Genomic DNA, 14,763 nt, shown 5'->3' with positions numbered 1-14,763 from the left:
ACTTGACGGCGCGGGCTTTTGCAGCGAGCCAGTGCCGCCATGGATAAAGCAGATGTCGTGATCGTGGGCACTGGCCACGGTGCAGCGCAGGCGGCGATCGCCCTGCGTCAGCAGGGGCATGATAGAACGATCATCATGGTGGGCCGCGATTCCGAGCCGCCCTACGAACGCCCGCCGCTCTCCAAGGAATACCTTGCCGGGGAGAAACCGTTCGAGCGGATCATGATCCGCCCGGCGCAATTCTGGGCGGACAAGAATGTCGAACTGAGGCTCGGCCACGCGGTCACCGAAATCGATCCGGCGGCACACGAAATCGGGCTCAGCGACGGGTCGCGGATCGGCTACCGCAAGCTGGTGTGGGCAGGCGGGGGCGACCCGCGCCGCCTTTCGTGCGCCGGAGCGACCCTCAAGGGCGTGCATGCGGTGCGAGACAAGCGCGACGTCGATGCGATCATGGCGCAGCTTGACGGCGGCGCGAAACGCTTCGTGGTGATCGGCGGTGGCTATATCGGGCTGGAGGCGGCCGCCGTGCTGCGCAAGCTCGATTGCGAAGTGACGCTGCTCGAAGCCCTGCCGCGCGTGCTGGCTAGGGTCGCGGGCGAGGAACTGTCGCGCTTCATCGAAGGCGAACACCGGGCGCATGGCGTCGACCTGCGGTTGGGCGCCATGGTCGAAGCGATCGAGGGCGAGGATGGCAATGTCACCGGAGTACGGATCGGCGGTGGCGAGACGATCCCCTGCGATGCGGTGATCGTGGGGATCGGCATCGTCCCGGCGGTCGGGCCGCTGATCGCCGCCGGTGCGGCGGGATCGAACGGGGTCGACGTCGACATGTATTGCCGCACCACACTCGATGACGTTTTCGCCATCGGGGACTGCGCTGCGCATGCCAATCCCTTTGCCGACCAGGCCGTGATCCGACTCGAATCGGTGCAGAACGCCAATGACATGGCGACCACCGTCGCGCGTGCGATCATGGGCGACAAGCAGCCCTATCATGCGCTGCCGTGGTTCTGGTCGAACCAGTATGACCTCAAGCTGCAGACCGCCGGCCTGTCGATCGATTACGACCAGACTATCGTGCGCGGCGACCTGGCGGAGCGGAAATTCAGCGTGGTCTATCTCAGGGAAGGCCGCCCGATCGCTTTCGACTGCGTCAACAACACCAGGGATTACGTGCAGGGACGCAAGCTGATCGAAAGCGATGTGCGCGAGGTTGACCTGAACTTGTTGGCGGACTCCGAAGTGCAGCTCAAGGAACTGCTCTGAGCCTTTCGGTCGCCCATCCGGCTGCTTCCGCCACTACCGGATCGGGATCGCCCAGCAAGGGTTCCACTTGTGCCAGCAGCGCAGGGTCGGCGCTGTTCCCGGCAGCATAGAGGCAATTGCGGACGAAGCGATCGCGCCCTATCCGCTTGATCGGCGAACCAGAGAAAAGCTCTCGAAAACCCGCATCATCGAGCAGCAGGAAGTCGGCAAGCCGCGGCGCGACCAGCTCGGCGCGCGGCAGGAAGTCGCGGTGGGCATGCGCTGCCGAAGCAAACTTGTTCCAAGGACACACACTGAGGCAATCGTCGCAGCCATAGATGCGATTGCCCAGCGCGGCCCTGAATTCTTCGGGGATCGGCCCCTTGTGCTCGATCGTGAGATAGGAAATGCAGCGCCGCGCATCGAGCCGGTAAGGCGCGGGGAATGCTGCCGTCGGGCACGCCACCTGGCAGGCATCGCACGAGCCGCAACGGTCGCCATGCGGCGCATCGGGTTCCAGTTCGAGCGTGGTGTAGATCGCCCCAAGGAACAGCCAACTGCCATGGGTGCGGCTGACCAGATTGGTGTGCTTACCTTGCCAGCCGAGCCCCGCCGCCTGCCCCAGCGGCTTTTCCATCACCGGCGCGGTATCGACGAAGACCTTCAGCTCGGTTCCGGGCGCTTGTTCCACCAGCCAGCGTGCCAGCGCCTTGAGCCGCTTCTTCAGCGTGTCGTGATAGTCTTTCCCGCGTGCATAGACCGAGATGCGCGCCTTTTCCGGATGGGTTTCGAGCGCCAAGGGGTCGTCCGCAGGGGCATAGCTCATGCCCAAGGCAATCACGCTATTCGCTTCGGGCCAGAGCGATTGCGGCCCGCGCCGTACATCCGCGCGGCTTTCCATCCACTCCATCGTGCCGTGCAAGCCCTCGCCTAGCCATTCGTCGAGCCTGCGCGCGGCAAGCGGATCGTCGCGCGCCGGGGCAATGCCGATCGCCGCGAAGCCGAGCGCCCTGGCTTCCGCCTTCAACCTCTCCGTCAGGTCGGCATTTGTTGCGGCGTTAACCACGCTTGGGGTTGCTCCCGTTTAGCCCTCACAGTTAACAGGGCTCGATGGACAATGCGTTTGGCGACATGGCGGTAGGCGATCAGGCACAGCTGGGCAATCGCGCCGATGAGGCGCGCCCGCTGGCAATCGAAGCGCGCGGCCTTGTGAAGCGGTTCGACGGCACGCTGGCAGTCGACGGGGTCGACATCTCGGTGCCCGAAGGCGCGATCTATGGCGTGCTGGGCCCCAATGGCGCAGGCAAGACCACGACATTGCGCATGCTGCTGGGCATCATCGATCCCGACGAAGGTGTGCGCCGCGTGTTCGGGCATGACCGGCCGCACGATATTGCGCGGATGATCGGCTATCTGCCTGAAGAGCGCGGGCTCTACCCTTCGATGAAGGCGATCGAGGCCATCGCCTTCATGGGCGCGCTGCGGGGCCTGCCGTTGGCCGAAGGGCGGCGGCGCGGGCGCGAACTGCTCGAACGGCACGAGCTTGGCCATGCGGCCGATCGCCAGATTCGCCAGTTGTCGAAAGGCATGGCGCAGACCGTCCAGTTGCTCGGCACACTGGTCCACCAGCCGCGATTGGTGATGCTCGACGAACCCTTCAGCGGGCTCGACGCGATCAACCAGGGCAAGCTCGAGCGCATGATCCGCGCGCTGGCCGAGGACGGGGTGACGGTAATCTTCTCGACCCATGTGATTCACCATGCGGAGCGGCTGTGCGAAGGCGTGGCGATCATTGCCGGGGGCAAGGTGCCCTATGCCGGATCGGTCGAAGCCGCGCGCGACCGGATTCCGGCGCAGGTGCGGCTGGAAACCCGGGCCCGCGAAGGCGCCTGGCTGAATGCGCTTCCGCCCGAAGCCCGCCGTGAGGGCGATTTCTTCATGTTCGCTTTGCCCGAAAGCGGGATCGAACCGCTGCTGCGCCAGCTGATCGAAGGCAATGCAGGCATATTGTCGCTCTCGATCGAACGTGCAGGACTGCACGATGCTTTCGTCCACATCGCGGGCGAGGCGGCAGCGCGTGCGCTCGAAGAAGAATCGACCGCCGATCTGGCAGGAGGGCGCCGATGAGCGACGCCGCGCATCCCAAGTCGCGCCTGTCGGCGCTGCAAGCCGCCTGGGTAATCGCACGCCGCGATTTCGTGGCGGTGCTGTTCAGCCGGGCGTTCTTCTTCTTCCTGCTCGGGCCGCTGTTCCCGGTGATCGTGGGCGGGCTCGCAGGCGGAATCGGCGGACAGGTCCAACGCGAAGCGATGAGCAGCGAAGTCGGCCTGGCCATGAGCGCCGAGGACAATGCCGCCGTGCTGGCGGCGCGCGCGCATTTGCGCCCGCAGCTGGGCAATTCGCTGCCCGATCTGGCAGAGATCGAGAGCGCACGCGGCGATCCTGAATTCGATGCGCGCGCATTCCTGCAGGAAAAGCGCGGCAATTACGCCGCGATCGTCACGGGTTCGCTCGACGAGCCGGAACTTTTCGGCACAGCCGGACAGGTCGCGCGCTGGCAAGGGCCGGTAGCGCTGCTCGCCGCCAATGCCGCTGCAGCCGAGCCCGCGAGTTTCCCCATGGTGACGCCACAGCTGGTCGCCACGACCGCAGTGACGGAACGGAGCGACCGGATTCGCACTGCGCAGGCCGCGCAGATGATGCTGTTCCTGCTGACCATGCTGCTGGCCGGCATGGTGCTGTCGAACCTGGTCGAGGAAAAGGCCAACAAGATCATCGAAATCCTTGCCGCCGCGATCCCGATGGATGCGGTGTTTCTGGGCAAGCTCTTCGCCATGCTGGCGGTCTCGCTGGTCGGGATCGGCGTATGGGGCGCGGTCGGCTTCGGCCTGTGGAGCGTGGGCGGCGAAGCGATCACCGCCGCGACCGGCTTCAACCCCGCCAATCTGCCCGCGCCCGCGGTCGGCTGGCCGATGTTCGTGGTGCTGGGTGTGCTCTATTTCGCGATGGCCTATTTGCTACTCGGGGCGCTGTTCCTCACCATCGGGGCGATGGCGGCGACGGTTCGCGAAGTGCAGACGCTGTCGATGCCGGTCACCATGATGCAGTTGATGGTGTTTTTCCTTGCTGCCTATGTGATCACTCAGCCCGGCTCGGCGCTGGAACTGCTGGCCATCGTCTTCCCGCTCAGCTCGCCCTTTGCCATGCTGGCGCGGGCGGCGCTGCAGGAGACGCTGTGGGTCCATGCCGCGGCGCTTGCCTGGCAAGGGCTGATGGTGGCGCTGATCGTCAAGGGCGGATCAACCCTGTTCCGCCGCCGCGTGATGAAATCGGGCGCGGCGGGGCGCGACAAGCCCGCCCGGCGGCGCTTCGCATTCGGCAAGCGAGCGGCCGATGCCGCAAAATAGGTTCCGAATCGCAACTCACTATTGACATTGCTGTCAATAGCGGCAGGATGGAGCCAGAAACGCAGCGACCGCCAGAGTCGCTTAGCACGGAGAGAAGAATGGCCACGATCGCCCCCGAACGCCCGCAAGTGCGTCGCTCGCCCACCGCCTTCGAGGCTTTGCGCGAGCATCTGAAGACGCACCCTGACGACCGGCTGGTGCACACGAACAAATGGGACGTGAGCCGCTCCGACATCTATTTCGAGGACACCTGGCAGCCGATCTTCAAGGAAATGCGCGAAGCCGGCCCGCTGCATTACATCCCCGAAAGCCCCTTCGGCCCCTATTGGGCGGTGGTGCAGCACAAGGCGATCCAGCATATCGAAGCCTTGCCTGAAATCTTCTCGTCGAGCTGGGAGCATGGCGGTATCACCATCCTCGAGCGGCTGAGCGACGAAGAGCTGGAAGCGCGCGGCGCAGAACGGCGCGAACTGCCGATGTTCATCGCGATGGACCGGCCGCAGCACACCGGCCAGCGCCGCACCGTTGCGCCCAAATTCACCCCCAGCTCGATCACCGACATGGAAGCCGAGATTCGCCAGCGCACCGGCGAATTGCTCGACACGCTGCCGCGCGGCGAAGTGTTCGACTGGGTCGACAAGGTCTCGATCGAGCTGACCACCGGCATGCTGGCGATCCTGTTCGGTTTCCCCTGGGAAGACCGCCGCCTGCTGACCTTCTGGTCCGACTGGTCGGGCGATACCGAACTCGCCACCGTGCGCGAGCTCGACGAAATGCGCTGGGGCATCCTGCAAGAGATGCTGGCCTATTTCCAGTCGCTGTGGATCGAGCGGACCCATCAGGACGGCGGCGAAGACCTGATCTCGATGATGATCCATTCCGACGCGATGAACCAGATGAGTCCGCAGGAATTCATGGGCAATCTCATCCTGTTGATCGTGGGCGGCAACGACACCACCCGCAACACTATGAGCGGGATCATCCATGCCTTCGACAAGTTCCCCGACCAGCGCAAGCTGTTCGAGGAGAACCCCGATCTCATCCCCAATGCGGTGCAGGAATGCATCCGCTACCAGACGCCGCTTGCGCATATGCGCCGCACCTGCACTGAAGACACCGAAGTGTTCGGCCAGCATGTGAAGAAGGGCGACAAGGTGGTGCTGTGGTACCTTTCGGCCAATCGCGACGAGGAAGTGTTCGACGATGCCGACAAGCTCGACATCACGCGCGAGAATGCCCGCCGCCACATCGCCTTCGGCTATGGCATCCACCGCTGCGTCGGTGCGCGCCTTGCCGAACTGCAACTGCGCGTTCTGCTTGAGGAAATGCACAAGCGCCGCATGCGGGTGCATGTCGCGGGCGACGTCGAGCGGGTGCGCGCCAACTTCGTGCACGGCTTCCGCAAGCTCGAAGTCGAGATCACCAGCTTCTGAATATTTGAAACCATTCGGGCGTCCGGTTCGTATATAGTGTCATGAGACCTCTATACGGACCGCATGCCATGGAAGGATTCATCACCCACCGCCGCCAGTTTCTCGCCGCGCTCGGCATAGGGGCTGCGCTGCCGGTCTTGGCCGCTTGCGGATCGTCGCGAGCCGAAGCCAAGAGCTATCGGGTCCAGTTGAGCGATGCCGAATGGCGCAAGAAGCTGACCAAGGACCAGTACTGGATCCTGCGCGAAGCCGGAACCGAGCGCCCCTATAGCTCTGCGCTCAACAAGGAAAAGCGGGTGGGGGTTTTCCGCTGCGTAGGCTGCGGCAACGCGCTCTACTCTTCGCGCACCAAATATGACAGCAGGACGGGCTGGCCCAGCTTCTGGGCGGCGATCGACAAGGGCGCGGTAGGAACTTCGACCGATTACAAGATCGGCTATCCGCGCACCGAAGTGCACTGCGGCGATTGCGGCGGGCATTTGGGGCATATCTTCAGCGACGGGCCCGAACCGACGGGCCAGAGACACTGTATCAACGGGCTGGCGTTGGATTTCCGCCCTGCGTAGCCTCAGGGGCGGCTGCATCGGTTTCGCTCGCTTCGACAGGAGCGATTACACGCCAGACCTTGAGCGTATCCGGACCGCCCAGATCGACCGGTTCGAGCCATGCGGGAATGTCGCCCTCGTATAGCCTGTTCATCAACCCGTCTTTCCCGCCACCCCTGCGGAAATTCGTCACCTCCGCCAGGTCGAGGCACGCCACGACAAATCCGGCATGGTAGGCCTCGACATATTTGCGCGCCTCATCGGGGCTGTGCGTGAAAGCATAGATCACATCATGCATCGCCTTTGCCGCGCGGTGGTGGTTCGATGCGGCCACTGAGTGATGTGTGTTCAGCAGCAGTGCCGGACCGAGGTCGAGCGGGGCGAAAAGCGTGGAGGGCAGCAATTGGTCGAGCAATTGCGCGTTCCTGTTCAGCTCGCAGCTGGATTCGGCAATCCTGACACTCTGGCGGACCGGTTCTGGCGGAGCGAGTTTCTGGAGAACAACCACAAAGGCGCCCGGCAGGAAAACGACATAGAGCACAATCGCGAGCGCGGCCTTGGGCAGCAAGTGCTCATAGCTGCGCCAGCGCTTGATTATCCGCGTCACGAACCAGCCCATCGGGATTGCGGCGAGCACGCCCGCAAACGCCATCGAACGATAGGTCAGTACGCCGCCGAGGAATGCCACGAACAGCAGTGCGGCATATTCCCACCACCAGCCACGCACCCAGTCGCGGCTGCGCGAAGCGAGATAGAGGGCCACCGCCAGCGCGAACAGCGACTGCAGCACCGCCGGCACCGCTTCGCTCAGCCCGCGGTGCCACACCGGGCGGCCTTCGGTGACGTTGAGGTACCAGTAGTCGCGCACCAGCGGATCGAGGTTTGCGAAGGGCGAGGCCATGCATTGCGGCGCCGACCAGGCGATGAAGCCGATCCCGATAAGGCCAAAGAAGCCCAGAGCGACGAGCAGTGTCAGCCGCGGCAGCGCAGGCAAGACGGCAAGCGCGCCCGTGCCCAGCGCTACGATCAGGAAAAAGCCGAGGTAGGGCGGCGAGATCGCATCGCAATGCGCCGCGAGATCGGGCAGGCCGCGCGTAGCCCCGAACAATATCACCAATCCCAAAGCGAGCGATTGGAGATAGCTCACCAGCCACCAACGCTGGTGGTGGTCGCGCAGCCAGCGCAGCGCCAGCACCAGCGCAAACCCCGCCGACAGGAAGATCGTTTCGAGCGAGATGATCAGGCCAACCGCCATGGCAAGGCCGGCCACCATCCCGCCGCGCGTGGCATTGCGCCAGCTCGTCGCCCAAAGTGCGAAAGCGACGGTGAAGATCTGCCAACCGTGATGGTCGATCCGCAGCGGCTGGAACTGGGCTGGAACCACCGGCATCAGCGCCAGCGCGACGCACGCGTAGATCGCGGTCTTCCTGTCGAACAGCCGCCACGCCAGCCGGCCAATCACCAGCATGGTCAGCAGCAGTACGAGCAGCGGCGTGACGATCATGGCCGCCCATTCGGCCGTGGCCATGTCCATGAACTGCGAGAAAAACAGGATCAGCCCGGCGATCGGCAGATCGACCAGCCGCGACCAGTGCATGAGCGTCCCCTCGGGCGGGGTCATGCGGTATTGGTGCAGGTCGAACCAGCCCTGTCCCGCGAGCAGGTCGCGCACCTGGACCAGCCGCAAGGCGTCATCGGGGTCGGGGAACTGGTTGTCGAAGATGCGCGTGGAGGCGAGGGCAAACAAGATCGCGCTGACCCCGAGCCAGGTAAGGACGATGGCCAGCGTCGGCCGATCCCCTTCGCGCAATCGCCGATCACCTGCCAGCATCAGTCCAGCCCGCGTTGAAACACCACCTTGGCGCGCAGAAGGTATGTGAGAGTGAAGCTCGCCACAATGGCCGCCAGCTTGGCTATCCGCGGATCGATCCCGACATGATCGCCCGCGGCGACGATCGCGGTGGTCAAGGCGAGGCCAGCCAGGGCAGAGATGACGAACAGCGCCTTCTGCTGCGTCCGCGCGCGGCCGCTTGCGGCGACCTGGTCATGGAAGACTTTCCGGCTCGAGAGCAGCCAATGCACCACGATGCCGAACGCATATCCCAATGCGGCCGCCAGCGGCGCTGCGGTCCCTGCCGCCATCAGGCCCAGGAACGTGCCGACGTCGACCGCGAGCGCGCCCACGCTGGCCAAGCCATAGCGGACCAGGCGAATATCGCGCAGTTTGGCGAGGATCGAGATCACATTGCCCCCTGTCTTCGGGCTTGATAGGCCATATTACCCCTGTTGCAAAACAAGGTTAATATTTCCGAAATTGCAGCGCCGGGACGCGGTGAACCGCTAGCCCGAGCGGTCCGGGCCGTGCTGCGGCTGGAACACCAAATTCAGCCGGACCAGCCATACGATTAGGAAGCTCACCGCCATCGCGACCAGCTTCGCCAGGCGCGGGTCGAAGCCCGCCGCATCGGCCCCGGTGACGATCGCGGCAGTCAGGCCGAGGCCAAGGATTGCCGACACACCGAACATCGCCTGCTGCCCACCACGCTTCAGCCCGGCCTCCGCCAGCCGGTCAGGAAACACGACCCTGCTCGATACCAGCCAGTGCATGATGGTCCCCAGCGCATAGCCGATCGCAGCGGCAATGCCCGCGACCATCCCTGCCGAATAGAGGAGAAGGAAGCTGCCCAGATCGATCACAGTGCCGCTCGCGCTCGCCAGCATGTAGCGCGCAAAACGCCAGCGGAAGAAGCGGGCGGCGAGAGCCTTCAGCGCCACCTGCGTACCGTCACGCGGATTTCTTGATCCGTTCGGGAACCTCGCGCACCGAAGCGAGCGCAGCCGCCTGGTCGTCGCTGACCGGCGAGGTCGATTCATCGCGAGCGGGCAACGCCTTTTCCGCGCCTTCGTCGCCGGCCTCGTGATATTCGGCGTCTTCGTTCACGCACCAGGTGTCATAGCGGCGTTCGCCGGCGAGGATGTTTTCGACCGTGAGCATGGCGGTCATCATCGCGTGGTCCTGGTTGTTGTAGCGGTGCATGCCGTTGCGTCCGACCAAATGGAGCGAAGGATGCTTCGCTTCGAGTTCGCGGCGCATGGCATCGACATTGGCGGCATAATCCTCGTCATAGACGGGATAGGCCTTTTCCTGCCGCACCACTGCGCCGCCGATTACCTTGGAGGGATCAACCAGGCCGAGGATGTCCATTTCACGCTTGGCGAGCTCGACAAGGTCGCCGTCAGCCATCGACCACAGGCCGTCGCCTTCGAAACAGAAATATTCGAGACCAACGCAGGCGACCTCGGGATCGGGCACCATTTCGGGCGACCAGCTGCGGAAGTTCTGGACGCGGCCCACCTTCACCTTGCTGTCGTGGATATAGATCCAGTTGTCGGGAAACAGGTCTTCCGAACGGATCATCAGCGCCACGGTGAGGAAGTCGCGATATTTGAGCTCGTTGGCCTGAAGCTTGCTGGCCGGCAGCGGGTGGAGACGTGCGGCAAGTTCGCGCATCGGGGCCGAGCTGATCGCGTGGCGGGCGCGAATCTGGACGTCCCCCTGCGGACCCTTGGCAGTCATCGACCAGCCGCCCTGACCGTCAGACGCAAGCTGCGCCAGCGAATGGCCCATCAGCACCCGGCCCTTGTCGGTGGCGACGATCTTGTCGCGCGCGGCTTCCCACATCATGCCGGGGCCGAGCCGAGGATAGCGGAACGTCTCGAGCAGCGTCTTCACCGCCTGCCCATCATTGGGCCGCTTGTTCAGCCCAAGGCTGCGCTTGAGGCCGTCGGTCACCGCGCCCCACAGCGACAGCCCCTTGATGCGCTGCGCCGCCCAGTCGGCGCTCATCTCGTTGCAGGGCATACCCCACACTTTCTCGGTGTAGGTCTTGAAGAAGATCGAATAGAGCTTGTGGCCGAACTGGTTGGTGGTCCAGTCCTCGAAGCTCTTCACCTGGCCGATCGGGAACAGCTTGTAGCGCAAATAGCTCAACATGCAGAGTGCCGAGCGCCAGACGCCGAGGTTCCACAGCGCTTCGAAGGCGCGCAGCGGATAGCTGTAGAACTTGCCCTCGTAATAGATGCGGCTCATCCGCGGGCGCTGGATGAAATCGTCGGGCAGGATCTCGTTCCACAGGTCGACTACCTGCTGGCTCTTCGAGAAGAAACGATGGCCGCCGATATCGAAACGATAGCCTTCGTGCTCGACGGTGCGGCTGATGCCGCCGACATAGGTCGCGTCCTTTTCGATGATCGCAACCGACTTGCCCTGTTTGGACAGCAGATAGCCGGCAGTAAGGCCGGCCGGACCCGCACCGATAATCGCCACATCGACATCGATTGCGCCGTGGCTGTGGGCAGCACGCTGTTCCATCTTTTTCCCCGTTAACAATTGCAGCCTGGGGAGTGAAGGAAATTGGTTAGCGGGCGGTTAACATCGCGCCAACGCGCGCGCTTCCCTTGGGGCGGTTCAGTCCAGCAGGCCGGGCGCCTGGAGGCGCGCAGCAAGCAGCGCGAAGTCGCGCAGCGAGAAAGTGTCGTCGAACACCACGCCATATTGCGTGCCGCGCCGCCAGCGGACCTTGGCGCGGGTTTCGCGCAGGCCATCGCCTTCGAGCCGGACGTTCTGGTCGAGTGCAAGCAGATCCTTGCATTCGAACCGCGCGCCTTGCTGCGAGATATTCTCGACCACCGCCATCGAGCGCGTGACACCTGCAGTGACAGTGATCGGGAATTGCAGCGCCAGCCGCAATCCGCGCTTCGGGAACTCGCTTGCTTCGGTGACAAGGCGATCGACATCGACCTGGCTGGTGAACTCGAACCCGGCTTCCTGTTCGCGCACCCAGACGCGCGCCATCTCATAGGTCTGCCCGCTTTGCAGCTCGAGCGTATAGTTCGTGCAAGCGGGCAGGCTGTGAAACAGCCTGGTGCTGACGCCGGTGCTGGAAACGTCGCGCAGGATGCAAACGAACTCGCCTTGCGGGGACAGCAGCTTGGCGGGACGAATCAGCAGCGAATAGCGTTGCGCGCTTCGCTGCTCTGCCGGTTCGGCATGATCCGTCTGCACATCTCGCGGAAAAACCGCATGATCCATCACTGGAAACCCCTGTACTACGCGCCCCGAACTGGCCGCATGCAGTAGCTACCACGGCCTTGCTTATCGGATTCGATCTAAGGGCATAGGGGTTAAAACGGAGCTAATTGCGCTCCGGGCCGCGTGCGGGTGGTGGGACTCGAACCCACACGAGGGAAACCTCAGGGGATTTTAAGTCCCCGGCGTCTACCATTCCGCCACACCCGCGCGTCGAGCCTCCTAGCGGCAGCGGGCGGGCGCGACAACGCATCTGCGCAATCGCTACATATTTTACATTGTAAGTTGGCGACGTCGTCGATTGGGCTTTCGCTTAGCCTTCGTTGATGCGCTTGCGCATCTCCTTGCCGGGCTTGAAATAGGGAACGCGTTTCGACGGCACATCCACCGTTTCGCCGGTGCGCGGATTGCGCCCCTGGCGCGACTCGCGCTGCCGCGTGGAGAAGGCACCGAAGCCGCGCAGCTCCACCCTTCCGCCTTCGGCTAGTCGCTCGGCGATCTCCTCGAAGAAGATGTCGACCACCTGCTCGACTTCTTCCGCGCGCAACTCGGGATTGTCCCTGTGAAGCGCCTGCAGCAATTCGGATCTGATCATGTGCACCTCCCGCCTGCGTGCCATCGCCGATCAAGAAGACCGGCGAGCCTATCCTGTGGCAATCCTGACGGCACTGCTCCGACCCGAAAGCAGCTCCGACCCCCATTGTTATCGTGCCAGATAAGAGGCGCGGTCGCAAGGTCGGCAGGCGATTTTCTGCTTTTTCAATAGGCGTTTGGAATTTCAGCAGGCGACTGGAGCGAGCCGCCGAATATTCAGGCTTCCTCGACGAGCTCAGCCAGGTCGATTCCGAGACGTTCCATCCGGGCCCGGATTTCGGGCCATTCGTTGCGAAGGAAGCTGTCCCGCTCCCGATTGCGCAACCGGTCGGCGGCGCCCGCGACCACATACATGCCCACGCCGCGCTGGACTTCGACCAGCCCGTCGTTCTGGAACTGCTGGTAGGCCTTGGCGACGGTCAGCGGGTTGGCGCCTTCCTCGGCTGCCAACGCACGCACCGACGGAAGCATCTCGCCTTCGGCATAGCGCCCTTCGATGATGGCGGCGGCGATCTGATCGCGCAGTTTCAGGTAAACGGGTCGGTTCTGGCTCATGATTCCCTCGCGATAAGTGCTTCAGTGCCATAATACAGCCATGCGCGTCAAGTTCCCGGTCTTTCGACGAACGACATTCCCAGAGGTGGTTTCGCCTGCAACTAAGGCTTCACATGAGCGATTGAGGCGTTAGGGTGCCGCCCGAAGGGGAGGCACGCCGCGCGCTGCCTTAATGGACTATCGGGGAGGGCCTTCGTGTCGCTTGAAGAAATCATCGTCGCCATTGCGGCGTCGTTCCTGCTGCTGCTGCTGATCGGCGGCGCAACCATCGTTACATCGTCGAAAGCGGAATTCGCCGGGCACCCCAAGGGACTGTTCGTGCTGTTCTTCGCCGAAATGTGGGAGCGTTTCTCCTACTACGGCATGCGCGCGCTGCTGATTTTCTACCTGACGCAGCACTGGCTTTACAATGACGAGAAGGCCTCGGTCATCTACGGCGCATATACGGCGCTGGTCTATATCGCGCCGGTGCTCGGTGGATATCTCGCGGACAAATATCTCGGGCAGCGCAAGGCGGTGCTGTTCGGCGCGGTCCTGCTAACGATCGGCCACTTCCTGATGGCTTTCGAAGGCGAAGGCACGCTGGGCCAGAACAACCCGATGATCGATGTCTTCTGGGCCGCGCTGGCCTTCATCATCGTCGGCTCGGGCTTCCTCAAGGCCAATATCTCGGTGATCGTGGGCCAGCTCTACCCGCGCACCGACATCCGCCGCGACGGCGCCTACACCATCTTCTACATGGGGATTAACGTCGGCGCTGCAGTCGGCACGATCATCGCCGGCTATCTCGGCCAGACCTATGGCTGGGCCTATGGCTTCGGCGCGGCAGGCATCGGCATGCTGCTCGGCCTGATCGTCTTCATCGTCTTCAAGCCGCTGCTGCTGGGCAAGGGCGAAAGCGCCGTGCCCGAAAAGCTTGCAGCGCCGTTCATGGGCATGAAGTTCGAATGGTTCCTCTACCTCGTGGGCTTCGCCGCAGTGGCCGTGACCTGGTGGCTGGTGCAGAATCAGGCGGTTGTCGGGGCCATCCTCGGCGTGTTCGGCGCAGCGCTGGTCGCTTTCGTGATCTGGGAGGCGATCAAGATCGGCGGGCACGACCGCGACCGTATCTTTGCCGCAATGTTCCTGATCATCGGTTCGGTCCTGTTCTGGGCGCTGTTCGAACAGGCTGGTTCTTCGCTTAACCTGTTCACCGATCGCTATGTCGACCGGCAGGGCGTTTCGGCTTCGATCTTCCAGTCGATCAACCCGATCTACATCATCATGCTGGCCCCGCTGTTCGCGGGCCTTTGGACCTGGCTCGGCAAGAAGGGGCTCGAACCCTCAACCCCGGCCAAGTTCGGCCTGGCGCTGATCCAGCTGGGCGCGGGCTTCCTCGTGCTGGTGCTGGGCGCCAACACGGTCGGGATGGAGAACATGACCCCGGTCATCTTCATCTTCCTGATCTACCTGCTGCACACCACGGGCGAGCTCTGCCTCAGCCCGGTCGGCCTGTCGGCGATGAACCGATTGGCTCCCGCGCATATGGCCTCGCTCATCATGGGCACCTGGTTCTTCGCTTCGGCAACCGGCAATTTCGTGGCCGGGCTGATCGCGGCGGCGACTGGTTCGGAAGCGGCGTCGGGCGAAGGCGCAGCGAAGGAAACCGTGCTCGCGGTCTATAGCCAGATTGGCTGGATCACGGTTGGCGTAGGCGTGGCAGTGATCGTGATCAGCCCGCTGATCAAGAAGCTGATGCACCTCGACACGCTGAGGGACGACACGCTGGAAGGCGCTGCGGAAGCGGGCCTCGAAGCGCAGGAAGCCGGGGTTCACCCCACTTCGCGCCCTTCATCCTGATAGTATGAATGCAATGCGGAGCCCGGTACGCCGGGCTCCTTCAACCTGGTCGC

The 14,763-nt window shown here is 63.5% G+C and carries 14 protein-coding genes and 1 tRNA gene; 6 read left to right on the top strand and 9 right to left on the bottom strand.

All coding sequences use genetic code 11. From position 1 onward, the window contains the following. The first annotated feature begins 39 nt into the window (after window positions 1-39). Window positions 40-1,269, top strand: coding sequence for an NAD(P)/FAD-dependent oxidoreductase (locus tag ACUJ47_RS10505; protein ID WP_445538344.1), 1,230 nt, complete (start codon window positions 40-42; stop codon window positions 1,267-1,269). Here ACUJ47_RS10505 and queG read toward each other — a convergent pair. After that, window positions 1,253-2,314: a tRNA epoxyqueuosine(34) reductase QueG gene (gene queG, locus ACUJ47_RS10500; protein ID WP_445538343.1), complete on the bottom strand. Its 1,062-nt coding sequence runs from the start codon at window positions 2,312-2,314 to the stop codon at window positions 1,253-1,255. The genes ACUJ47_RS10505 and queG overlap by 17 nt on opposite strands. A 65-nt stretch (window positions 2,315-2,379) precedes the next feature. Here queG and ACUJ47_RS10495 point away from each other — a divergent pair, with 65 nt between their 5' ends. The 4 genes from ACUJ47_RS10495 to msrB all read left to right on the top strand — a co-directional run bounded on the left by ACUJ47_RS10495 (window position 2,380) and on the right by msrB (window position 6,654). Further along, complete coding sequence (locus tag ACUJ47_RS10495; protein WP_445538888.1) at window positions 2,380-3,375, top strand: ABC transporter ATP-binding protein; 996 nt, start codon at window positions 2,380-2,382, stop codon at window positions 3,373-3,375. After that, a complete protein-coding gene (locus ACUJ47_RS10490; protein ID WP_445538342.1) occupies window positions 3,372-4,655 on the top strand; it encodes an ABC transporter permease in 1,284 nt (427 codons plus the stop codon). The genes ACUJ47_RS10495 and ACUJ47_RS10490 overlap by 4 nt, the downstream gene beginning before the upstream one ends. A 98-nt stretch (window positions 4,656-4,753) precedes the next feature. Then, a complete protein-coding gene (locus tag ACUJ47_RS10485) occupies window positions 4,754-6,088 on the top strand; it encodes a cytochrome P450 (protein WP_445538341.1) in 1,335 nt (444 codons plus the stop codon). 68 nt (window positions 6,089-6,156) lie between these two features. Next, complete coding sequence (gene msrB, locus ACUJ47_RS10480; protein ID WP_445538340.1) at window positions 6,157-6,654, top strand: peptide-methionine (R)-S-oxide reductase MsrB; 498 nt, start codon at window positions 6,157-6,159, stop codon at window positions 6,652-6,654. On the opposite strand, the gene ACUJ47_RS10475 is transcribed toward msrB, so the two are convergent. The 8 genes from ACUJ47_RS10475 to ACUJ47_RS10440 all read right to left on the bottom strand — a co-directional run bounded on the left by ACUJ47_RS10475 (window position 6,620) and on the right by ACUJ47_RS10440 (window position 12,871). Continuing rightward, entirely contained in the window at window positions 6,620-8,464 is a 1,845-nt protein-coding gene (locus ACUJ47_RS10475; RefSeq protein ID WP_445538339.1) for a hypothetical protein, read from the bottom strand. The two genes, msrB and ACUJ47_RS10475, sit on opposite strands and share 35 nt — an antisense overlap. Continuing rightward, window positions 8,464-8,877 (bottom strand): GtrA family protein, encoded by a 414-nt coding sequence (locus ACUJ47_RS10470; protein WP_445538338.1) that lies wholly within the window; start codon window positions 8,875-8,877, stop codon window positions 8,464-8,466. Before ACUJ47_RS10470 ends, ACUJ47_RS10475 begins: the two co-directional genes overlap by 1 nt. A 96-nt stretch (window positions 8,878-8,973) precedes the next feature. Next, window positions 8,974-9,408 carry a GtrA family protein gene (locus tag ACUJ47_RS10465; RefSeq protein WP_445538337.1) on the bottom strand — a complete coding sequence of 145 codons (435 nt, stop codon included), beginning with the start codon at window positions 9,406-9,408 and terminating at the stop codon, window positions 8,974-8,976. 10 nt (window positions 9,409-9,418) lie between these two features. After that, on the bottom strand, window positions 9,419-11,005 hold the full coding sequence (locus ACUJ47_RS10460; RefSeq protein WP_445538336.1) for an NAD(P)/FAD-dependent oxidoreductase: 1,587 nt from the start codon (window positions 11,003-11,005) through the stop codon (window positions 9,419-9,421). Window positions 11,006-11,101: 96 nt separating this feature from the next. Beyond that, on the bottom strand, window positions 11,102-11,698 hold the full coding sequence (locus ACUJ47_RS10455) for a PilZ domain-containing protein (RefSeq protein ID WP_445538335.1): 597 nt from the start codon (window positions 11,696-11,698) through the stop codon (window positions 11,102-11,104). A gap of 151 nt (window positions 11,699-11,849) precedes the next feature. Beyond that, window positions 11,850-11,932: transfer RNA gene (locus ACUJ47_RS10450), tRNA-Leu, on the bottom strand. Window positions 11,933-12,035: 103 nt separating this feature from the next. Next, window positions 12,036-12,317 (bottom strand): integration host factor subunit beta, encoded by a 282-nt coding sequence (locus tag ACUJ47_RS10445; RefSeq protein ID WP_445538334.1) that lies wholly within the window; start codon window positions 12,315-12,317, stop codon window positions 12,036-12,038. A 215-nt stretch (window positions 12,318-12,532) separates the two neighbouring features. Then, window positions 12,533-12,871 (bottom strand): GntR family transcriptional regulator, encoded by a 339-nt coding sequence (locus ACUJ47_RS10440; RefSeq protein ID WP_445538333.1) that lies wholly within the window; start codon window positions 12,869-12,871, stop codon window positions 12,533-12,535. A gap of 336 nt (window positions 12,872-13,207) precedes the next feature. Between ACUJ47_RS10440 and ACUJ47_RS10435 the strand changes: the two genes are divergently transcribed. Continuing rightward, the gene (locus ACUJ47_RS10435; protein ID WP_445538887.1) at window positions 13,208-14,710 is read left to right on the top strand and encodes a peptide MFS transporter; all 1,503 of its coding nucleotides are present in this window, start codon (window positions 13,208-13,210) and stop codon (window positions 14,708-14,710) included. Window positions 14,711-14,763 lie beyond the last annotated feature (53 nt).

Source organism: Altererythrobacter sp. Z27, from assembly GCF_052683155.1.
This window is presented reverse-complemented; position numbering and strand designations above follow the sequence as displayed.

Coding starts and splice junctions, on each gene's coding strand:
- ACUJ47_RS10490 (WP_445538342.1), top strand. CDS start 3,372: ATGAGCGACGCCGCGCATCCCAAGTCGCGCCTGTCGGCGCTGCAAGCC.
- ACUJ47_RS10485 (WP_445538341.1), top strand. CDS start 4,754: ATGGCCACGATCGCCCCCGAACGCCCGCAAGTGCGTCGCTCGCCCACC.
- ACUJ47_RS10495 (WP_445538888.1), top strand. CDS start 2,380: ATGGCGGTAGGCGATCAGGCACAGCTGGGCAATCGCGCCGATGAGGCG.
- ACUJ47_RS10475 (WP_445538339.1), bottom strand. CDS start 8,464: ATGCTGGCAGGTGATCGGCGATTGCGCGAAGGGGATCGGCCGACGCTG.
- ACUJ47_RS10505 (WP_445538344.1), top strand. CDS start 40: ATGGATAAAGCAGATGTCGTGATCGTGGGCACTGGCCACGGTGCAGCG.
- msrB (WP_445538340.1), top strand. CDS start 6,157: ATGGAAGGATTCATCACCCACCGCCGCCAGTTTCTCGCCGCGCTCGGC.
- ACUJ47_RS10440 (WP_445538333.1), bottom strand. CDS start 12,871: ATGAGCCAGAACCGACCCGTTTACCTGAAACTGCGCGATCAGATCGCC.
- ACUJ47_RS10460 (WP_445538336.1), bottom strand. CDS start 11,005: ATGGAACAGCGTGCTGCCCACAGCCACGGCGCAATCGATGTCGATGTG.
- ACUJ47_RS10445 (WP_445538334.1), bottom strand. CDS start 12,317: ATGATCAGATCCGAATTGCTGCAGGCGCTTCACAGGGACAATCCCGAG.
- ACUJ47_RS10435 (WP_445538887.1), top strand. CDS start 13,208: ATGTGGGAGCGTTTCTCCTACTACGGCATGCGCGCGCTGCTGATTTTC.